Origin of the sequence: Leminorella richardii (assembly GCF_900478135.1) — a bacterium.
Taxonomy (GTDB): Bacteria; Pseudomonadota; Gammaproteobacteria; order Enterobacterales; family Enterobacteriaceae; genus Leminorella; species Leminorella richardii.
The window spans coordinates 361869-379498 of record NZ_LS483470.1 but is presented as its reverse complement, the minus strand read 5'-3'; the positions used below and the strand labels follow the sequence as shown (position 1 = coordinate 379498).

Here is a 17630-nt window from a genome sequence, read left to right as displayed (position 1 = left end):
ACTACTCTGAAAAGCCCGTTTTCAGGATACTCAAATAGTGCCGCGGTTACACAAACAAAAGATTGGCTGGCTAATCTAGCCAGCTCAACCATACTTTGCAAGAAAAAAATACCAAAAGCTAAAATCAGCCTTGACGCTGTTTATGCTTTGGTTCAACGCAAATCACGCGCACGATACCGTGGCGCTTAATGATTTTGCAGTTGCGGCATAGTTTCTTGACGGAAGCACGAACTTTCATTTTAACTCTCCGTAACTTCTCAAGCTAGCCCGAATTAACGGCCGTAGCCTTTCAGGTTTGCTTTCTTCAATGCAGACTCATACTGACTAGACATCATCAGAGTTTGCACTTGAGCCATAAAGTCCATGATAACGACGACGACAATCAATAGTGAAGTACCACCAAAGTTAAAGGGTACTTTCATCGCATCACGCATGAACTCCGGGATCAGGCAGATAAAGGTAATGTACATGGCGCCAACGAAAGTCAGACGCGTCATCACTTTATCTATGTATTTAGCCGTTTGCTCTCCCGGACGAATCCCTGGTACAAACGCACCGGACTTCTTCAGGTTATCCGCTGTTTCACGAGGGTTGAAGACCAACGCCGTATAGAAGAAACAGAAGAATATGATTGCGGCCGCATAGAGTAACACATAAAGCGGTTGTCCAGGTTGCAAATTCATAGAAATTGTTGTCAACCAGTTCCAACCGGTACCACCACCGAACCACGAAGCAATAGTTGCCGGGAACAGAATGATACTTGAAGCAAAGATTGCAGGAATAACACCCGCCATATTCACTTTCAACGGTAAGTGAGTGCTCTGAGCTGCATATACGCGACGCCCCTGCTGGCGCTTAGCGTAGTTAACGACAATACGACGCTGACCACGCTCAACAAACACAACAAAGAACGTTACCGCGAATACTAAAACGGCAATCAACAGTAGCAGAAGAACATGTAGCTCACCCTGCCGAGCATCCTCGATAGTCTGCCCAATCGCAGGCGGTAGCCCTGCTACGATACCGGCGAAAATGATGATCGAAATACCGTTACCGATACCCCGTTCAGTCACCTGCTCACCCAGCCACATCAGGAACATGGTTCCCGTAACCAGACTCACAACCGCAGTAAAGTAAAATGCAAAGCCTGGATTAATCACCAAGCCCGGCATCCCCATATTCGGTAAACCGGTAGCAATACCGATAGACTGGAATATGGCCAGAACCAATGTACCGTAACGCGTATACTGGCTAATCTTGCGACGACCAGTTTCGCCCTCTTTTTTCAACTCTGCTAACTTAGGATGAACCACAGTCAACAGCTGTACGATAATAGAGGCCGAGATGTACGGCATAATGCCCAGCGCAAAGACAGAGGCACGACTGAGGGCGCCACCAGAGAACATGTTAAACATGTCAATGATGGTCCCTCTTTGCTGCTCGAGTAACTTGGCAAGCACAGTGGCGTCAATACCAGGGATCGGAATAAAAGAGCCGATGCGGAACACGATCAAAGCACCAACCACAAACAACAGTCTGCGCTTCAGCTCGCCGATACCGCCTTTCGCACTTTGAAAATCTAATCCTGGTTGCTTAGCCATCTGCTACTTATTCCTCAATTTTCCCGCCAGCGGCTTCAATCGCAGCGCGCGCGCCTTTCGATACGCGCATACCACGAACGGTAACCGGACGCTTGATTTCGCCGGAAAGCATTACTTTCGCAAACTCAATCTCGATGCCGATAACGTTAGCCGCTTTCAGCACGTTCAGGTCGATCACATCGCCTTCAACGCGGGCCAGGTCGGACAGACGAACTTCTGCTGTCACCATCGCCTTACGAGAAGTAAAACCGAACTTCGGTAAACGACGGTATAAAGGCATCTGACCGCCTTCAAAACCACGACGTACGCCACCGCCAGAACGAGACTTCTGACCTTTGTGACCACGACCGCCGGTTTTACCCAGACCAGAACCGATACCGCGACCTAAGCGCTTAGGAGCGTGTTTTGAGCCTTCGCCCGGAGCCAGAGTATTTAAACGCATCTCTTACTCCTCCACTTTAAGCATATAGGAAATACTGTTGATCATTCCGCGAACCGCAGGAGTATCCTCGCGCTCAACGGTATGACCGATACGACGCAGACCTAAACCAACCAGCGTAGCTTTATGCTTAGGCAGGCGGCCGATGGAGCTGCGAACTTGAGTAATTTTGATAGTCTTTGCCATTGCTGATTACCCCAGAATGTCTTCGATGGCTTTACCACGCTTGGCAGCAACCATCTCAGGAGACTTCATATTTTCCAAGGCGTCCATAGTTGCACGAACCACGTTAATCGGGTTAGTAGAACCATAGGCCTTAGCCAATACGTTACGTACTCCGGCGACTTCCAGAACGGCGCGCATTGCACCGCCGGCGATAATACCGGTACCTTCAAATGCTGGCTGCATGAACACGCGAGAACCTGTGTGAACACCCTTAACTGGGTGCTGCAGGGTACCGCTGTTCAGAGCAACATTGATCATATTGCGACGGGCTTTTTCCATCGCCTTCTGGATCGCTGCTGGAACTTCACGCGCTTTACCGTAACCAAAACCTACGCGCCCGTTGCCATCACCCACTACAGTCAGTGCGGTGAAGCTAAAAATACGGCCACCCTTAACGGTTTTAGATACGCGATTTACCGCGATCAGCTTTTCCTGCAGTTCACCAGCCTGTTTTTCGATGTGAGACATCTTACACCTCTACCTTAGAACTGAAGGCCAGCTTCGCGGGCAGCATCTGCCAGCGCCTGGACTCGACCATGATATTGGAAACCAGAACGGTCAAAGGACACCTTAGTGATCTCTTTGGCCAGCGCGCGCTCAGCAATAGCTTTACCTACTGCGGCGGCAGCGTCTTTGTTTCCGGTATATTTCACTTGCTCTGCAATCGCCTTCTCTACGGTAGAGGCTGCAACCAGAACTTCAGAACCGTTCGGTGCGATAACCTGTGCGTAAATGTGGCGCGGAGTACGGTGAACCACCAGGCGAGTCGCACACAGTTCTTTAATCTTACGACGTGCGCGGGTCGCACGACGGATACGAGCTGCTTTCTTATCCATAGTGTTACCTTACTTCTTCTTAGCCTCTTTGGTACGCACGACTTCGTCGGCGTAACGGACACCCTTGCCTTTGTAAGGCTCAGGACGACGGTAGGCACGCAAATCTGCAGCGACCTGACCAATTAACTGCTTATCAGCACCTTTCAGTACGATTTCAGTTTGGCTTGGACATTCGGCAGTGATGCCTGCAGGCAGAGCGTGCTCAACAGGGTGAGAGAAGCCTAAAGACAGGCTTACTGCATTACCCTTAATTGCCGCACGGTAGCCTACGCCTACCAGCTGTAGCTTCTTGGTGAAGCCTTCAGTAACACCGACAACCATGCCGTTGATCAGAGCGCGTGCGGTACCCGCTTGGGCCCACCCGTTAGCGAAACCGTCGCGAGGAGCGAAGGTTAACGCACCGTTATCCTGATTAACTGCAACGGCGTCATGGACTGTACGTGACAGCTCGCCGTTTTTACCCTTAATTGTTATAGCCTGACCGTTGAGTTTTACCTCGACACCAGCAGGAATAACGACGGGTGCTTTAGCAACACGAGACATTTTTTCCTCCTGATTAAGCTACGTAGCAGATAATCTCGCCACCAAGACCTGCCTGGCGAGCTGCACGATCGGTCATAACACCCTTAGAGGTAGAAATAACAGCAATACCTAAACCGGCCATAACTTTTGGTAGCTCATCTTTTCTTTTATAGATGCGCAGACCAGGGCGGCTTACACGCTGGATGCTTTCTACGACCGGCGCGCCCTGGAAGTACTTAAGTACCAGTTCCAGTTCGGGCTTGGTGTCGCCTACAACTTTGTATTCTTCGATATAGCCTTCTTCCTTCAGCACGTTGGCAATAGCCACTTTAAGCTTGGAGGAAGGCATTGTGACCGCAACTTTGTTCGCGGCCTGACCGTTTCTAATACGGGTCAGCATATCCGCGATCGGATCTTGCATGCTCATCTGTCTTTACTCCCGTGATTCAATGGTTGAATTACCAGCTGGCCTTTTTCAGACCCGGGATTTCACCGCGCATAGCGGCTTCACGGACCTTAATACGGCTTAACCCAAACTTACGCAGGACGCCGTGAGGACGACCTGTCTGACGGCAACGGTTACGTTGACGGCTTGGGCTGGAATCACGAGGAAGCGTTTGCAGCTTGAGCACTGCATTCCAACGATCTTCGTCAGATGCGTTCACATCAGAGATAATTGCTTTCAGCTCTAAGCGCTTTGCAAAGAACTTGTCAGCTAATTTTACACGCTTAACTTCGCGTGCTTTCATTGATTGCTTAGCCATGAGTCAACCCTACCTTACTTGCGGAACGGGAAGTTAAAGGCAGCCAGCAGAGCGCGGCCTTCTTCGTCAGATTTCGCGGAAGTGGTGATGGTAATATCCAAACCACGTACACGGTCGACTTTGTCATAGTCGATTTCTGGGAAGATGATCTGCTCACGCACGCCCATGCTGTAGTTACCACGGCCGTCGAATGACTTGGTGTTTAAACCACGAAAGTCACGGATACGAGGTACAGCAATAGAGATCAGGCGCTCTAAGAACTCCCACATACGTTCGCCACGCAGGGTCACTTTACAGCCGATCGGATACCCTTGACGGATTTTGAAGCCTGCAACGGACTTACGGGCTTTGGTGACAAGCGGCTTTTGACCGGAAATCGCTGTCAAGTCAGCTGCTGCGTTATCCAGCAGTTTCTTATCAGTGATTGCTTCACCAACACCCATGTTGAGGGTAATCTTCTCGACCCGAGGGACTTGCATGACAGATTTGTAGCCAAACTGTTCTACCAGTTTATTTACTACCTGTTCTTTGTAGTAATCATGCAGTTTCGCCATCGTAACTACTCCAAATTACTTAATAGTTTCGCTATTAGATTTGAAGAAACGGACTTTTTTGCCGTCTTCAAAACGAAAGCCTACACGGTCAGCCTTGCCGGTAGATGCGTTGTAGATCGCAACGTTGGAAACCTGAATAGCGGCTTCTTTTTCAACGATGCCACCTGGTTGGTTCAGGGCCGGAACCGGCTTCTGATGTTTCTTAACCAGGTTAATGCCTTCAACAACAATCTTACTGGAAGACAGGACACTCTTAACTTTACCGCGCTTACCTTTATCTTTACCGGTTAACACGATAACTTCGTCATCACGACGGATTTTCGCTGCCATAGTTCGCTCCTTACAGTACTTCTGGCGCTAATGAGATGATTTTCATGAACTTTTCAGAACGAAGTTCACGAGTCACCGGCCCGAAAATACGCGTACCGATCGGCTGCTCGCTGTTGTTGTTTAACAACACACAAGCATTGCGATCGAAGCGAACGACAGATCCGTCAGGGCGACGAACACCCTTTCTGGTGCGCACCACTACCGCCTTGAGGACATCACCTTTTTTAACCTTACCGCGAGGAATTGCTTCCTTGATGGTAATTTTAATGATGTCGCCCACGCCAGCGTAGCGACGGTGCGATCCACCCAGAACCTTGATACACATTACGCTACGCGCGCCGGAGTTGTCAGCGACGGTCAGCATAGTCTGTTCTTGGATCATCTTAGTGCTCCGCTAATGTCAACTACTTAGGACCCTCACGGGTCGTTTAGAATCCCCCATACATCAGGGCGCGGCATTATACCACCGCTTACTGACGTTGGGTAGAAAAAATAAACGGCCCAGTGAATGAGCCGTTTATCTTATATGGAAAGCAGTACCTTATTACAGAACCGCTTTCTCTACAACTCGAACAAGCGTCCAAGACTTAGTCTTAGACAGTGGACGGCATTCAGTGATTTCCACCAGATCGCCGATTCCACATTCATTGTTCTCGTCATGTACGTGCAGCTTGGTCGTACGTTTGATGAACTTACCATATACCGGGTGCTTCACCATACGCTCAATCGCTACAACAAGGGATTTCTCCATCTTGTCGCTAACAACACGACCTTGCAGAGTACGGATTTTATCAGTCATTACGCACCCGCCTTCTCGTTCAGTAAAGTTTTCACACGTGCAACGTTACGACGCACTTGCTTCAACAGGTGAGACTGTTGCAGCTGGCCGCTTGCCGCTTGCATGCGCAGATTAAACTGTTCACGCAGCAGGTTCAGCAGCTCAGTGTTCAGCTCTTCAACACTTTTTTCACGCAGCTCTTTTGCTTTCATTACATCACCGTCTTAGTTACAAAGGTGGTTTTAATCGGCAGTTTTGCTGCTGCCAGCTTGAACGCTTCGCGGGCGACTTCTTCCGGAACGCCGTCCATTTCATACAGGACTTTGCCCGGCTGGATAAGGGCTACCCAGTATTCTACGTTACCCTTACCTTTACCCATACGAACTTCAAGCGGCTTTTCAGTGATTGGTTTGTCTGGGAATACACGAATCCAGATCTTACCTTGACGCTTAACTGCACGTGTCATGGCACGACGTGCCGCCTCGATTTGGCGAGCAGTCAGACGACCGCGGCCAACAGCTTTCAGACCGAAAGTGCCGAAGCTCACATCCGCGCCGGCAGCCAGACCACGGTTGCGGCCTTTGTGCACTTTACGGAATTTTGTACGCTTTGGTTGTAACATCAGCGACGCTCCTTATTTACGGCCTTTACGCTGCTGCTTTTTCGGTTGAGCAGCCGGTTTTTCCGGTTGTTCAACGGCAGCCATACCACCCAAGATCTCACCTTTGAAGATCCACACTTTAACGCCGATTACACCATAAGTGGTGTGCGCTTCAGAAGTGTTGTAATCGATATCCGCACGCAGAGTGTGCAACGGAACACGACCTTCACGGTACCATTCGGTACGCGCGATCTCAGCACCGCCTAGACGGCCACTGACTTCCACTTTGATACCTTTAGCGCCAATACGCATTGCGTTCTGAACGGCACGCTTCATCGCGCGACGGAACATCACACGACGCTCAAGCTGAGAAGTGATGCTATCAGCAACCAGCTTCGCGTCCAGTTCAGGTTTACGCACTTCGGCGATATTGATTTGCGCAGGCACGCCGGCGATAGTCGCCACCGCGTTGCGCAGCTTTTCTACATCTTCCCCTTTCTTGCCGATAACGATGCCCGGACGAGCAGTGTGAATAGTCACACGGATGCTCTTGGCTGGGCGCTCGATAACGATACGAGAAACGGAAGCCTTCTCCAGCTCTTTGTTCAAGAACTGGCGAACTTTAAAATCGCTGTCCAGGTTATCAGCGAATTCTTTGGTATTTGCGTACCAGGTAGAGTTCCAAGGTTTTACAATACCCAGTCGAATACCATTCGGATGTACTTTCTGACCCATTGCTATTCTCCAGAGTCTCAGCGATCGGACACAACCACAGTGATGTGGCTGGTGCGCTTCAGAATGCGATCTGCACGGCCTTTTGCACGAGGCATAATACGCTTCATGCTTGGACCTTCGTCGACGAAAATCTTAGCGACTTTCAGATCGTCGATGTCAGCGCCATCGTTGTGTTCTGCGTTTGCAATGGCAGACTCAAGTACTTTTTTAACCAACTCAGCAGCTTTCTTGTTGGTGTAGGTTAAAATTTCCAGAGCTTGCGACACTTTCTTACCGCGAATCAGGTCAGCAACAAGGCGGACCTTCTGTGCAGAAGAACGAGCGTGGCGATGTTTAGCGATAGTTTCCATCTCTTCCTCCTACTTATTTCTTCTTGGCTTTTTTATCAGCCGCGTGGCCGCGATAAGTACGAGTCGGCGCGAATTCGCCCAGCTTGTGACCGACCATTTCATCGGAAACAAAGACTGGTACGTGCTGACGACCATTATGGACAGCGATGGTCAAACCGATCATATTTGGAAAGATCGTTGAACGACGGGACCAAGTCTTAACAGGCTTTTTGTCTCCGCTTTCCACCGCTTTCTCTACCTTCTTCAGCAAGTGCAGGTCAATAAATGGACCTTTCTTGAGAGAACGTGGCATGGCTTATCCTCTAATTATTTTTTACTACGGCGACGTACGATGTATTGATCGGTACGCTTGTTGCTACGAGTCTTCTTACCTTTGGTCTGAACGCCCCACGGAGTAACCGGGTGCTTACCAAAGTTACGACCTTCACCACCACCGTGCGGGTGGTCTACTGGGTTCATCGCCGTACCGCGAACGGTCGGACGAATACCACGCCAGCGGCTAGCGCCAGCTTTACCCAGTACGCGCAGCATGTGCTCAGAGTTACCCACTTCACCTAAGGTGGCGCGGCACTCGGCTAACACTTTGCGCATTTCGCCGGAGCGAAGGCGGATCGTGACGTAAGAACCATCACGGGCAACGATTTGAACGTAACCACCGGCTGAGCGAGCCATCTGGCCGCCTTTACCTGGTTTCATTTCAACGTTGTGAACCGTAGAACCAACGGGGATGTTACGCATTGGCAGGCAGTTGCCTACTTTAATGGCAGCATCAACACCAGACTGGATCTGGTCACCGGCTTTCAGGCCTTTGGGCGCAAGAATATAACGGCGTTCACCGTCTTTATACAGAACCAGCGCGATATTCGCGGAACGGTTCGGATCGTATTCCAGCCGCTCAACAACAGCAGGGATACCGTCTTTGTTACGCTTGAAGTCAACGAGACGATAGTGCTGTTTGTGACCACCACCAATGTGGCGCGTGGTGATACGGCCATTGTTATTACGACCACCTGATTTGCTGTTCTTTTCCAGCAATGGGGCATAAGGTTTGCCCTTGTGCAGCTCAGGGTTAACCACTTTAACGACGTGGCGACGGCCCGGAGACGTTGGCTTACACTTAACAATTGCCATGGTATTTCAATCCTCCGCTTACTCTGCGCCGCCAATGAAGTCCAGATTCTGGCCTTCTTTTAGCGTGACGTAAGCTTTTTTCCAGTCGCTACGACGACCAACACGCTGACCATGACGCTTCACTTTACCCTTAACGATCAGAGTGCGAACGTCATTGACTTCAACCTCGAACAGCTTCTGAACGGCAGCTTTCACTTCCGCTTTTGTCGCATCTTTAGCAACTTTCAGCACGATAGTATTGTGCTTTTCCATTGCGCCAGAGGCTTTTTCAGAAACGTGTGGTGCGCGCAGGACTTTCAGCAGGCGTTCTTCACGGATCATGCCAGCATCTCCTCTACTTGCTTCACAGCATCAGCAGTCATCACCACTTTATCGAAAGCGATCAGGCTGAACGGGTCGATACCGGCTACGTCGCGAACGTCAACCTTGTGCAGGTTGCCTGCAGCCAGGTACAGGTTCGGTTCGACTTCGCTGGTTACGATCAGTACGTCATCCAGATCCATTTCTTTCAATTTCTGTACCAGCAGCTTGGTTTTCGGTGCTTCTACAGTGAACTTCTCAACAACAATCAGACGCTCTTGGCGTACCAGCTCAGACAGGATGCACTTCAGCGCACCACGATACATCTTTTTGTTTACTTTCTGGCTGTGATCTTGCGGACGAGCGGCAAACGTTACGCCACCAGAACGCCAAATCGGGCTCTTGATAGAGCCAGAGCGTGCACGGCCGGTGCCTTTCTGGCGCCACGGCTTTTTACCTGAACCGGTTACTTCAGCGCGGGTTTTCTGAGCACGGGTTCCCTGACGAGCTGCGGCTGCATAAGCAACAACAACCTGGTGAACCAGAGCTTCATTGAAATCACGCCCGAAGGTAGTTTCGGAAACAGTCAGCGCGCCAGGCGCGTCTTTCATTACCAATTCCATTCCTATCTCCTCGACGTTACGCCTTCACAGCCGGTTTAACGATCAGATCGCTACCGGTAGCCCCAGGAACAGCGCCTTTCACCAGCAGCAGATTGCGCTCAGCGTCAACACGCACTACTTCCAGGCTTTGAACGGTTACGCGCTCATCACCCAAGTGGCCTGCCATTTTCTTGCCTTTGAACACTTTACCCGGCGTCTGGTTCTGACCGATAGAACCGTGACCGCGATGTGACAAAGAGTTACCGTGAGTGGCATCCTGAGTACGGAAGTTCCAACGCTTAGTAGTACCAGCGAAGCCCTTACCCTTAGAAGTCCCGGTAACGTCGACTTTTTTAACGTCGGCAAAGATATCAACGTTAATTTCTTGGCCAGCGGTGAATTCATCGCCGTCGTTCAGACGGAATTCCCACAGACCACGGCCGGCAGTAACGCCAGCTTTAGCGAAATGACCCGCTTCCGGCTTAAGAACGCGGTTAGCTTTTTTGCTACCGGTAGTTACTTGTACGGCACGGTATCCATCGTTAGCCAGATCTTTGACCTGAGTAACGCGGTTCGCTTCAATTTCGATAACAGTAACAGGAATAGACACACCATCTTCGGTGAAGATACGGGTCATTCCTACTTTACGTCCGACTAAACCAATCATTGTTTCAACCTCTCAATCGCTCAATGACCTGATTAACCCAGGCTGATCTGCACGTCAACACCGGCAGCCAGATCCAGACGCATCAGAGCATCAACCGTTTTCTCGGTTGGCTCAACGATGTCAACCAAACGCTTATGAGTGCGAATCTCATACTGATCGCGCGCGTCTTTGTTGACGTGCGGAGAGATCAGAACGGTAAAGCGCTCTTTGCGGGTTGGCAGTGGGATCGGACCACGTACTTGAGCGCCAGTGCGCTTAGCAGTCTCGACGATTTCCGCGGTTGATTGGTCGATCAGACGATGATCGAACGCTTTCAGGCGGATACGGATTCTTTGGTTCTGCATGAGACCAGAGCTCCAATTGTTTTATAAACGTAAAAAATTACTCCTCACACCCATTTCGATTGATGGGGGAGTGTAATCGTTCTTCACATAACCTCCAGATCGGAGGTATTGTTGCCACGCAGCCCAACAAGCAGACTTTGTGGACGCAGAGTTCAATTGAACTCTGGCGCTGCATCATACGATACAGGCCTGAGCATTGTACAGATTTACACCCATACCGCAAGCGCTATATTGAATTAATTGCCCTGCTTCTGGGCATCGGCAGGATTCAAGACAGCAAAAAGGGCGCCAAAGCGCCCTTTTCTTATCGATGAGTAAAATGAATTACTTAACGATTTTAGCAACAACGCCCGCGCCAACGGTGCGGCCGCCTTCGCGGATTGCGAAGCGCAGACCTTCGTCCATCGCGATTGGGGCAATCAGCGTAACTACCATCTGGATGTTATCGCCTGGCATTACCATCTCTACGCCTTCTGGCAGTTCGATGGTGCCGGTCACGTCAGTCGTACGGAAGTAGAACTGAGGACGGTAGCCTTTGAAGAACGGAGTATGACGGCCGCCTTCATCCTTGCTCAGGATATACACTTCTGACACGAATTCTGTGTGAGGAGTGATGGTGCCTGGCTTAGCCAGTACCTGACCACGTTCGATTTCGTCACGCTTAGTACCGCGCAGCAGAACACCAACGTTCTCACCAGCACGGCCTTCGTCCAGCAGCTTACGGAACATTTCAACGCCAGTACAGGTGGTCTTGGTGGTGTCTTTGATTCCCACGATTTCCACTTCTTCACCAACTTTGATGATGCCGCGCTCTACACGACCGGTGACTACAGTACCACGGCCAGAGATAGAGAAGACGTCTTCGATAGGCAGCAGGAACGGCTTGTCAATCGCACGCTCTGGCTCTGGGATATAGCTATCTAAGTATCCCGCCAGTTCAATGATTTTTGCTTCCCACTCAGCTTCACCTTCTAGCGCTTTCAGCGCTGAACCGCGAACAACCGGCGTGTCGTCACCCGGGAAGTCGTATTGAGACAGAAGTTCACGAACTTCCATTTCTACCAGTTCCAGCAGCTCTTCGTCATCAACCATGTCGCACTTGTTCAGGAACACGATGATGTAAGGAACGCCTACCTGGCGACCCAGCAGGATGTGCTCACGAGTCTGAGGCATTGGGCCGTCAGTCGCAGCAACAACCAGGATAGCGCCGTCCATCTGAGCAGCACCGGTGATCATGTTTTTAACGTAGTCGGCGTGCCCTGGGCAGTCAACGTGCGCGTAGTGGCGAGTCGGGGTGTCATATTCAACGTGAGAAGTGTTGATGGTGATACCACGAGCCTTTTCTTCTGGCGCGTTATCGATCTGGTCGAATGCACGTGCGCTACCGCCGTAGGTTTTAGCCAGTACGGTGGTGATAGCAGCAGTCAGGGTTGTTTTACCGTGGTCAACGTGGCCGATAGTACCGACGTTAACGTGCGGTTTTGTACGTTCAAATTTTTCTTTAGACACGATTTTCTTCCTTTACACTGCCCCCTCTAAAAAGGGGGCGGAATATACATTTATTACCCGTTAAGACTTATTTAGCCTTGCGAGATTCGATAATTGCGGTAGCAACGTTAGCCGGTGCTTCGCTGTACTTCAGGAACTCCATGGAGTATGAAGCGCGACCCTGAGTTTGTGAACGCAGGTCGGTAGCATAACCAAACATTTCGGATAGTGGAACCTGTGCGCGAACGATTTTGCCGGTCGCCATGTCTTCCATTCCGTCGATTATGCCGCGGCGACGGTTCAGGTCACCGATAACATCACCCATGTAGTCTTCCGGAGTTTCAACTTCAACCTTCATAATAGGTTCAAGCAGAACCGGCTTCGCCTTCATAAAGCCGTCTTTAAAGGCCAGAGACGCCGCCAGTTTAAACGCCAATTCTGAAGAGTCGACATCGTGATAAGAACCGTAATGCAGACGGATCTTAATATCAACAACAGGATAACCAGCCAGTGGACCTGACTTCAGCTGCTCCTGGATGCCTTTGTCAACGGCAGGGATGTATTCGCCTGGAATGACGCCACCCTTGATGTCGTTGATAAACTCATAGCCAGGGCCACCTGCTTCCAACGGTCCCATATCGATAACGACGTGGCCATACTGACCGCGACCGCCGGACTGCTTAGCGTGTTTACCTTCAATATCGGTAACCATTGAGCGGATAGTTTCGCGGTAAGCAACCTGAGGCTTACCTACGTTAGCCTCAACGTTAAATTCGCGACGCATACGGTCAACGATGATGTCCAGGTGAAGTTCACCCATACCGGAGATGATAGTCTGACCGGTTTCTTCGTCAGTCTGAACGCGGAAAGACGGGTCTTCCTGAGCCAAACGGCCAAGGGCGATACCCATTTTTTCCTGGTCAGCCTTGGTCTTCGGTTCAACAGCAACCGCGATAACCGGCTCAGGGAACTCCATACGCTCCAGAATAATTGGCTTAGCCTGGTCGCACAGGGTGTCACCTGTAGTAACGTCTTTCAGACCGATCGCAGCGGCGATGTCGCCAGCGCGAACTTCTTTAATTTCTTCACGCTTGTTGGCGTGCATCTGAACGATACGGCCAAAACGCTCTCTCTTGTCTTTCACGGCGTTCAGAACGGTGTCGCCAGAGTTAACCACACCAGAATAAACGCGGAAGAACGTCAGGTTGCCCACGAACGGGTCGGTAGCAATCTTAAACGCCAGCGCAGAGAAAGGCTCATCGTCATTTGCATGACGCTCAGCATGGGTTTCTCCGTCAGTCAGAACGCCATTGATGGCTGGGACGTCAGTCGGTGCCGGCAGGTATTCAATAACCGCATCCAGCATTGCCTGTACACCCTTGTTCTTAAAGGCAGAACCGCAGGTAACCAGAATGATCTCGTTAGCCAGAACGCGTTGACGCAGGGCTTTCTTGATCTCTTCTTCAGACAGCTCTTCACCGCCCAGATACTTGTCCATCAGCTCTTCTGAAGCTTCCGCTGCAGACTCAACCAGCGTTTGACGCCATTCTTGAGCCAGTTCCAGCATGCTTTCAGGAACGTCTTCATAAGTGAAGGTTACGCCCTGATCTTCTTCGCTCCAGTTGATGGCCTTCATTTTGACCAAGTCAACGATACCGGTGAAGTGTTCTTCTGCACCGATAGGCAGCTGAAGAGGAACAGCATTAGCCGCCAGACGAGTTTTCATCTGCTCAACAACACGCAGGAAGTTAGCACCCATACGGTCCATTTTGTTAACGAACGCGATGCGCGGAACCTGGTACTTGTTGGCCTGACGCCATACGGTTTCAGACTGAGGCTGAACGCCACCCACAGCACAGTAAACCATGACTGCGCCGTCAAGTACGCGCATTGAGCGCTCTACTTCGATGGTGAAGTCAACGTGCCCTGGGGTGTCGATAATGTTGATACGGTGTGCATCAAACTGCTTGGCCATACCGGACCAGAACGCGGTGGTCGCCGCAGAGGTGATAGTAATACCACGCTCTTGCTCTTGCGCCATCCAGTCCATTGTCGCGGTGCCTTCGTGTGTTTCACCGATCTTATGGTTTACACCGGTATAAAACAGAATACGTTCTGTCGTTGTTGTTTTACCGGCGTCAATGTGAGCACTGATACCGATGTTACGGTAACGCTCAATAGGAGTTGTACGAGCCATTTTATTCCTCGATTACTAGGTCGTTCTTCAGATAACCCATGCGGGTCACCGTAAAAGGCGCCCGCATGATGATTAGCATGACTATCGGGAAAATTACCAACGATAGTGAGCGAACGCCTTGTTGGCTTCAGCCATACGGTGAACGTCTTCACGTTTCTTGACTGCGGTACCTTTGTTTTCCGCAGCGTCAGACAGTTCATTCGCTAAGCGTAAAGCCATGGATTTATCACCGCGTTTACGGGCAGCGTCTACAATCCAGCGCATGGCAAGCGCGTTACGGCGAACCGGGCGAACTTCAACCGGCACCTGATAAGTAGAGCCACCAACACGACGAGACTTAACTTCTACAGTCGGTCTTACGTTGTCCAGGGCAATTTCAAAAGCTTCAAGTTCACTTTTACCTGAGCGCTGAGCCAGCGTCTCAAGAGCATTATAAACGATAGCTTCTGCGGTAGATTTCTTACCGTCTACCATTAAAATATTTACAAATTTAGCCAGCAGATCTGATCCGAACTTAGGATCCGGCAGAATTTTACGCTGACCAATAACGCGACGACGTGGCATGGAAATACTCCGTTGTTAATTCAGGATTGTCCAAAACTCGATGAGTTTATTTTGACATTAAGTTAAAAATGTTTGGCCTTACTTAACGGGTAACCATTAAGCCTTTGGCTTCTTCACGCCGTACTTGGAGCGAGCCTGCTTACGGTCTTTAACGCCTGAGCAGTCGAGCGCACCGCGAACGGTATGGTAACGCACACCCGGCAGATCCTTAACACGACCGCCGCGGATCAGGATCACGGAGTGCTCCTGAAGGTTGTGACCTTCACCACCGATGTATGAAGAAACTTCAAAACCGTTGGTTAAACGTACACGACAAACTTTACGCAATGCAGAGTTTGGTTTTTTTGGAGTGGTGGTATATACGCGAGTACATACGCCACGTTTTTGCGGGCATGCTTCCAGCGCGGGAACGTTGCTCTTTGCAACCTTCATAGCGCGCGGCTTGCGTACCAGCTGATTAATTGTTGCCATTAAAAAAGCTCCTGGTTTTTTACTTTCGTAGACACGTAATAAATCCCCCCAGGGCACAAAGGTACACTGAGGGACGCAAAATTTTATGGCTGAAGGCAAGACGTGTCAAGAAATATACAGCTATTGGAGCGGATTTGAGGAACAACCCGCTATCATGGGTAAAGGCTACCACACCATCTGCGGATAATAATCCTCACTTAAATCGACAAACCCTGAATAGTCAACAACCGTAACCCCTTCAACAACACGGGAAAGTAACCCTCGAGCATCCAGATCTTCACGCAGCGCGTAAACAGTAATGCCTTTTTCCACAACTGCCTCAAGGCTGAGAGATTTTACGGTAGCCCCGATCACACCGTCCTGAATGAGAAGTAAAGCGTCTCCGCGCTGAACAGTACGCTGTAAAGCATCAACATCAGTATGAATAAAAGAGTGAGTAAGCGTGTGCAGCACAAGAGATCCTTAGAAAGTTAACACTACGTCATAGCCCGCCAGTTTTTCGGCCATTTCATTTGCTGTCAGCCGCTCTGCATCTAATACCAGCTTTTCATCTTTGCTGATCCCCCGAGCCGTGAGCGACGCTTCGCAGACAAACAGCTGGTCGATATCATAAAGCGCCAGCACGCCAAAAGTGGCGATGTAGTTACGGGCGTGAATAAGCTCAGGGCGCTGTTCCGGAAGAAGCTGAAAAATACCGTCAGAAAGAAAAAATAGGCCAATGTCTTCTGTCAACGCTGATGTCGCCAACGCGGCATCCAGTCCTTCCCGCCCGGAAGCGCTGCCGTGAGGAGCCTGAGTAAACACAAACGCTATCTTTTTCATAAGACCTGCTTAAAACTGAATCACGCGATCGACAGTTAGCGCGGCCTGCGCCAGCTCACCTAGCCCGCTTAGGGTAAAGCCGGACTGCAGGTTATCCGCAGTTTGCCCTCGACGCTGGGCTTCCTGAGCATCTATCACCCCGCGCCGCAGCGCCGCAGCAACACAGACGTTCAGTACAACACTATGCTGCCGAGAAAACTGCTGCCATGCTCTGACAAGATCAAACTCGTCGCTGGCGGGAGAAACCAACCGATTAGCGTTCTGTACACCGCCCTGATAGAAAAATACGCTCTCGATCCGATGCCCTTTTTCTATTAACGCATTGGCGAACTGCCACGCACTGGTCGCCTGCTGGCTACCGTAAGCAGGCCCGGTGACCACCAGCGCATATCGCAAACTCACCGCTCTCCTCCGGAGAAGTCGCCGTTCTTGAACTGACGGATGTAGAGATACACGGTATGTTTAGAGATATTCAGGCGGTCTGCGACCTGATTTATCGAATCCTTAATGTCGAAAATGCCTTTCTCGTAAAGATTCAGCACAATCTGGCGATTCTTGGCGTTATTCGACACGCTGCGATCGGCATTAACTTCTTCAATGCTGTGCTCCAATGTCTGCGCAACCAAATCGTCAACGGAAGAGGCAAAGTTAACGTTAGAATGGACATCCTGGATTTGTGGTGGAATAAAGGTCTGCATGATCTGGGAAAAAGGCACGTCCAGATTCATGTTAATACACAGTAGCCCAATCACTCGACGATCTTTATTGCGGATGCCGATTGTCAGCGACTTCATAAGAGAGCCGCTTTTTGCCCGAGTGAAGTAGGCCTTGGATACACTCGTGTCATCATGTGACATCGCGTGCAGCATCCGCAATGCCATATCGGTGATCGGTGATCCAATCTTGCGTCCAGTATGCTCTCCGTTTGCAATGCGAACGGCTGAACATTTCAGATCTTCGAGGGAGTGTAAAACGATTTCACAGTGAGACCCAATCAGCATCGCCAAGCCGTCAACGACGGACTCATAGGATCGCAGAATGTCTTGGTCTTCAGGGGTGAATGGATTTTCATCCAGTGCATCATAATCACTGGACAGCTGCGAGTCTGGCATTGCTCTTCTCCAATTTGTTTAGACGGCGTTTTATCTACAGAATCTGAATGTACAAATACTGCCGTCGTCCACATACGTCCTCAGACTAAAAAAACCTGGAGACTTAATTCTATTATTCGATGCGATTCAGTCTAACAAAAATGTCGTCATTCAATTAACGAAAAAAACCGCAGGATTTCTCATGCGGTTTTTTTACG

General features: G+C 50.2%; 31 protein-coding genes. All 31 read right to left on the bottom strand.

The window, feature by feature from the left end; genetic code table 11:
- Window positions 1–124: 124 nt before the first annotated feature.
- Window positions 125–238, bottom strand: coding sequence for a 50S ribosomal protein L36 (rpmJ, locus tag DQM29_RS01855; protein WP_111739043.1), 114 nt, complete (start codon window positions 236–238; stop codon window positions 125–127).
- A 34-nt stretch (window positions 239–272) separates the two neighbouring features.
- Window positions 273–1601 (bottom strand): preprotein translocase subunit SecY, encoded by a 1329-nt coding sequence (gene secY / locus DQM29_RS01850; protein WP_111739042.1) that lies wholly within the window; start codon window positions 1599–1601, stop codon window positions 273–275.
- 7 nt (window positions 1602–1608) lie between these two features.
- A complete protein-coding gene (rplO, locus tag DQM29_RS01845; protein ID WP_111739041.1) occupies window positions 1609–2043 on the bottom strand; it encodes a 50S ribosomal protein L15 in 435 nt (144 codons plus the stop codon).
- A gap of 3 nt (window positions 2044–2046) precedes the next feature.
- The gene (gene rpmD / locus DQM29_RS01840) at window positions 2047–2226 is read right to left on the bottom strand and encodes a 50S ribosomal protein L30 (protein WP_111739040.1); all 180 of its coding nucleotides are present in this window, start codon (window positions 2224–2226) and stop codon (window positions 2047–2049) included.
- Window positions 2227–2232: 6 nt separating this feature from the next.
- Complete coding sequence (gene rpsE / locus DQM29_RS01835; protein WP_111739039.1) at window positions 2233–2733, bottom strand: 30S ribosomal protein S5; 501 nt, start codon at window positions 2731–2733, stop codon at window positions 2233–2235.
- Between the two features lie 14 nt (window positions 2734–2747).
- Window positions 2748–3101: a 50S ribosomal protein L18 gene (gene rplR, locus DQM29_RS01830; protein ID WP_111739038.1), complete on the bottom strand. Its 354-nt coding sequence runs from the start codon at window positions 3099–3101 to the stop codon at window positions 2748–2750.
- 9 nt (window positions 3102–3110) lie between these two features.
- Window positions 3111–3644, bottom strand: a complete 534-nt coding sequence (gene rplF / locus DQM29_RS01825; RefSeq protein WP_111739037.1) for a 50S ribosomal protein L6 — start codon at window positions 3642–3644, stop codon at window positions 3111–3113.
- Window positions 3645–3657: 13 nt separating this feature from the next.
- A complete protein-coding gene (gene rpsH, locus DQM29_RS01820) occupies window positions 3658–4050 on the bottom strand; it encodes a 30S ribosomal protein S8 (protein ID WP_111739036.1) in 393 nt (130 codons plus the stop codon).
- Between the two features lie 31 nt (window positions 4051–4081).
- Window positions 4082–4387 (bottom strand): 30S ribosomal protein S14, encoded by a 306-nt coding sequence (gene rpsN, locus DQM29_RS01815; RefSeq protein ID WP_111739035.1) that lies wholly within the window; start codon window positions 4385–4387, stop codon window positions 4082–4084.
- 14 nt (window positions 4388–4401) lie between these two features.
- Window positions 4402–4941, bottom strand: coding sequence for a 50S ribosomal protein L5 (gene rplE / locus DQM29_RS01810; protein WP_111739034.1), 540 nt, complete (start codon window positions 4939–4941; stop codon window positions 4402–4404).
- Window positions 4942–4956: 15 nt separating this feature from the next.
- Window positions 4957–5271 carry a 50S ribosomal protein L24 gene (gene rplX / locus DQM29_RS01805; protein WP_027275669.1) on the bottom strand — a complete coding sequence of 105 codons (315 nt, stop codon included), beginning with the start codon at window positions 5269–5271 and terminating at the stop codon, window positions 4957–4959.
- Between the two features lie 10 nt (window positions 5272–5281).
- Complete coding sequence (gene rplN, locus DQM29_RS01800; RefSeq protein ID WP_027275668.1) at window positions 5282–5653, bottom strand: 50S ribosomal protein L14; 372 nt, start codon at window positions 5651–5653, stop codon at window positions 5282–5284.
- A gap of 162 nt (window positions 5654–5815) precedes the next feature.
- Window positions 5816–6070 (bottom strand): 30S ribosomal protein S17, encoded by a 255-nt coding sequence (rpsQ, locus tag DQM29_RS01795; protein WP_027275667.1) that lies wholly within the window; start codon window positions 6068–6070, stop codon window positions 5816–5818.
- Window positions 6070–6261, bottom strand: coding sequence for a 50S ribosomal protein L29 (gene rpmC, locus DQM29_RS01790; protein WP_047779697.1), 192 nt, complete (start codon window positions 6259–6261; stop codon window positions 6070–6072). The genes rpsQ and rpmC overlap by 1 nt, the downstream gene beginning before the upstream one ends.
- Complete coding sequence (gene rplP, locus DQM29_RS01785; protein WP_111739033.1) at window positions 6261–6671, bottom strand: 50S ribosomal protein L16; 411 nt, start codon at window positions 6669–6671, stop codon at window positions 6261–6263. Before rplP ends, rpmC begins: the two co-directional genes overlap by 1 nt.
- Before the next feature lie 12 nt (window positions 6672–6683).
- Entirely contained in the window at window positions 6684–7385 is a 702-nt protein-coding gene (rpsC, locus tag DQM29_RS01780) for a 30S ribosomal protein S3 (protein WP_111739032.1), read from the bottom strand.
- Between the two features lie 17 nt (window positions 7386–7402).
- Window positions 7403–7735, bottom strand: a complete 333-nt coding sequence (gene rplV, locus DQM29_RS01775; protein ID WP_027275663.1) for a 50S ribosomal protein L22 — start codon at window positions 7733–7735, stop codon at window positions 7403–7405.
- Window positions 7736–7748: 13 nt separating this feature from the next.
- Window positions 7749–8027 (bottom strand): 30S ribosomal protein S19, encoded by a 279-nt coding sequence (gene rpsS, locus DQM29_RS01770; protein ID WP_111739031.1) that lies wholly within the window; start codon window positions 8025–8027, stop codon window positions 7749–7751.
- A 14-nt stretch (window positions 8028–8041) separates the two neighbouring features.
- Window positions 8042–8866, bottom strand: a complete 825-nt coding sequence (rplB, locus tag DQM29_RS01765; protein ID WP_111739030.1) for a 50S ribosomal protein L2 — start codon at window positions 8864–8866, stop codon at window positions 8042–8044.
- Window positions 8867–8884: 18 nt separating this feature from the next.
- Window positions 8885–9187 carry a 50S ribosomal protein L23 gene (gene rplW, locus DQM29_RS01760; RefSeq protein WP_027275660.1) on the bottom strand — a complete coding sequence of 101 codons (303 nt, stop codon included), beginning with the start codon at window positions 9185–9187 and terminating at the stop codon, window positions 8885–8887.
- On the bottom strand, window positions 9184–9789 hold the full coding sequence (gene rplD / locus DQM29_RS01755; protein WP_111739029.1) for a 50S ribosomal protein L4: 606 nt from the start codon (window positions 9787–9789) through the stop codon (window positions 9184–9186). Before rplD ends, rplW begins: the two co-directional genes overlap by 4 nt.
- 16 nt (window positions 9790–9805) lie before the next feature.
- Window positions 9806–10435 (bottom strand): 50S ribosomal protein L3, encoded by a 630-nt coding sequence (gene rplC / locus DQM29_RS01750; RefSeq protein WP_111739028.1) that lies wholly within the window; start codon window positions 10433–10435, stop codon window positions 9806–9808.
- A gap of 32 nt (window positions 10436–10467) precedes the next feature.
- Complete coding sequence (gene rpsJ, locus DQM29_RS01745; RefSeq protein WP_001181005.1) at window positions 10468–10779, bottom strand: 30S ribosomal protein S10; 312 nt, start codon at window positions 10777–10779, stop codon at window positions 10468–10470.
- A 324-nt stretch (window positions 10780–11103) separates the two neighbouring features.
- On the bottom strand, window positions 11104–12288 hold the full coding sequence (gene tuf, locus DQM29_RS01740; RefSeq protein WP_111739027.1) for an elongation factor Tu: 1185 nt from the start codon (window positions 12286–12288) through the stop codon (window positions 11104–11106).
- Between the two features lie 67 nt (window positions 12289–12355).
- Window positions 12356–14464, bottom strand: a complete 2109-nt coding sequence (gene fusA / locus DQM29_RS01735) for an elongation factor G (protein ID WP_111739026.1) — start codon at window positions 14462–14464, stop codon at window positions 12356–12358.
- 93 nt (window positions 14465–14557) lie between these two features.
- Window positions 14558–15028, bottom strand: a complete 471-nt coding sequence (gene rpsG / locus DQM29_RS01730) for a 30S ribosomal protein S7 (RefSeq protein WP_027273469.1) — start codon at window positions 15026–15028, stop codon at window positions 14558–14560.
- Window positions 15029–15124: 96 nt separating this feature from the next.
- Entirely contained in the window at window positions 15125–15499 is a 375-nt protein-coding gene (rpsL, locus tag DQM29_RS01725; protein ID WP_027273470.1) for a 30S ribosomal protein S12, read from the bottom strand.
- Window positions 15500–15664: 165 nt separating this feature from the next.
- Window positions 15665–15952, bottom strand: a complete 288-nt coding sequence (tusB, locus tag DQM29_RS01720) for a sulfurtransferase complex subunit TusB (protein WP_111739025.1) — start codon at window positions 15950–15952, stop codon at window positions 15665–15667.
- A gap of 9 nt (window positions 15953–15961) precedes the next feature.
- A complete protein-coding gene (tusC, locus tag DQM29_RS01715) occupies window positions 15962–16321 on the bottom strand; it encodes a sulfurtransferase complex subunit TusC (RefSeq protein WP_111739024.1) in 360 nt (119 codons plus the stop codon).
- A gap of 9 nt (window positions 16322–16330) precedes the next feature.
- Window positions 16331–16717: a sulfurtransferase complex subunit TusD gene (gene tusD / locus DQM29_RS01710; RefSeq protein ID WP_111739023.1), complete on the bottom strand. Its 387-nt coding sequence runs from the start codon at window positions 16715–16717 to the stop codon at window positions 16331–16333.
- A 2-nt stretch (window positions 16718–16719) separates the two neighbouring features.
- A complete protein-coding gene (locus tag DQM29_RS01705; RefSeq protein WP_111739022.1) occupies window positions 16720–17433 on the bottom strand; it encodes a helix-turn-helix transcriptional regulator in 714 nt (237 codons plus the stop codon).
- Window positions 17434–17630 lie beyond the last annotated feature (197 nt).

What these genes read in the sequence shown, in the direction of transcription:
- rplO (WP_111739041.1), bottom strand. Translation starts at nt 2,043, where the DNA reads ATGCGTTTAAATACTCTGGCTCCGGGCGAAGGCTCAAAACACGCTCCT.
- rpsE (WP_111739039.1), bottom strand. Translation starts at nt 2,733, where the DNA reads ATGTCTCACATCGAAAAACAGGCTGGTGAACTGCAGGAAAAGCTGATC.
- rplP (WP_111739033.1), bottom strand. Translation starts at nt 6,671, where the DNA reads ATGTTACAACCAAAGCGTACAAAATTCCGTAAAGTGCACAAAGGCCGC.
- rplB (WP_111739030.1), bottom strand. Translation starts at nt 8,866, where the DNA reads ATGGCAATTGTTAAGTGTAAGCCAACGTCTCCGGGCCGTCGCCACGTC.
- DQM29_RS01705 (WP_111739022.1), bottom strand. Translation starts at nt 17,433, where the DNA reads ATGCCAGACTCGCAGCTGTCCAGTGATTATGATGCACTGGATGAAAAT.
- rpmJ (WP_111739043.1), bottom strand. Translation starts at nt 238, where the DNA reads ATGAAAGTTCGTGCTTCCGTCAAGAAACTATGCCGCAACTGCAAAATC.
- rpsQ (WP_027275667.1), bottom strand. Translation starts at nt 6,070, where the DNA reads ATGACTGATAAAATCCGTACTCTGCAAGGTCGTGTTGTTAGCGACAAG.
- rpmC (WP_047779697.1), bottom strand. Translation starts at nt 6,261, where the DNA reads ATGAAAGCAAAAGAGCTGCGTGAAAAAAGTGTTGAAGAGCTGAACACT.
- rplX (WP_027275669.1), bottom strand. Translation starts at nt 5,271, where the DNA reads ATGGCAGCGAAAATCCGTCGTGATGACGAAGTTATCGTGTTAACCGGT.
- rpsG (WP_027273469.1), bottom strand. Translation starts at nt 15,028, where the DNA reads ATGCCACGTCGTCGCGTTATTGGTCAGCGTAAAATTCTGCCGGATCCT.
- rplR (WP_111739038.1), bottom strand. Translation starts at nt 3,101, where the DNA reads ATGGATAAGAAAGCAGCTCGTATCCGTCGTGCGACCCGCGCACGTCGT.
- rplD (WP_111739029.1), bottom strand. Translation starts at nt 9,789, where the DNA reads ATGGAATTGGTAATGAAAGACGCGCCTGGCGCGCTGACTGTTTCCGAA.
- rplV (WP_027275663.1), bottom strand. Translation starts at nt 7,735, where the DNA reads ATGGAAACTATCGCTAAACATCGCCACGCTCGTTCTTCTGCACAGAAG.
- rpsL (WP_027273470.1), bottom strand. Translation starts at nt 15,499, where the DNA reads ATGGCAACAATTAATCAGCTGGTACGCAAGCCGCGCGCTATGAAGGTT.
- rpsH (WP_111739036.1), bottom strand. Translation starts at nt 4,050, where the DNA reads ATGAGCATGCAAGATCCGATCGCGGATATGCTGACCCGTATTAGAAAC.
- rplC (WP_111739028.1), bottom strand. Translation starts at nt 10,435, where the DNA reads ATGATTGGTTTAGTCGGACGTAAAGTAGGAATGACCCGTATCTTCACC.
- rpmD (WP_111739040.1), bottom strand. Translation starts at nt 2,226, where the DNA reads ATGGCAAAGACTATCAAAATTACTCAAGTTCGCAGCTCCATCGGCCGC.
- rplE (WP_111739034.1), bottom strand. Translation starts at nt 4,941, where the DNA reads ATGGCGAAACTGCATGATTACTACAAAGAACAGGTAGTAAATAAACTG.
- secY (WP_111739042.1), bottom strand. Translation starts at nt 1,601, where the DNA reads ATGGCTAAGCAACCAGGATTAGATTTTCAAAGTGCGAAAGGCGGTATC.
- rplW (WP_027275660.1), bottom strand. Translation starts at nt 9,187, where the DNA reads ATGATCCGTGAAGAACGCCTGCTGAAAGTCCTGCGCGCACCACACGTT.
- tusC (WP_111739024.1), bottom strand. Translation starts at nt 16,321, where the DNA reads ATGAAAAAGATAGCGTTTGTGTTTACTCAGGCTCCTCACGGCAGCGCT.
- rpsN (WP_111739035.1), bottom strand. Translation starts at nt 4,387, where the DNA reads ATGGCTAAGCAATCAATGAAAGCACGCGAAGTTAAGCGTGTAAAATTA.
- rpsC (WP_111739032.1), bottom strand. Translation starts at nt 7,385, where the DNA reads ATGGGTCAGAAAGTACATCCGAATGGTATTCGACTGGGTATTGTAAAA.
- rplF (WP_111739037.1), bottom strand. Translation starts at nt 3,644, where the DNA reads ATGTCTCGTGTTGCTAAAGCACCCGTCGTTATTCCTGCTGGTGTCGAG.
- fusA (WP_111739026.1), bottom strand. Translation starts at nt 14,464, where the DNA reads ATGGCTCGTACAACTCCTATTGAGCGTTACCGTAACATCGGTATCAGT.
- rpsJ (WP_001181005.1), bottom strand. Translation starts at nt 10,779, where the DNA reads ATGCAGAACCAAAGAATCCGTATCCGCCTGAAAGCGTTCGATCATCGT.
- rpsS (WP_111739031.1), bottom strand. Translation starts at nt 8,027, where the DNA reads ATGCCACGTTCTCTCAAGAAAGGTCCATTTATTGACCTGCACTTGCTG.
- rplN (WP_027275668.1), bottom strand. Translation starts at nt 5,653, where the DNA reads ATGATCCAAGAACAGACTATGCTGACCGTCGCTGACAACTCCGGCGCG.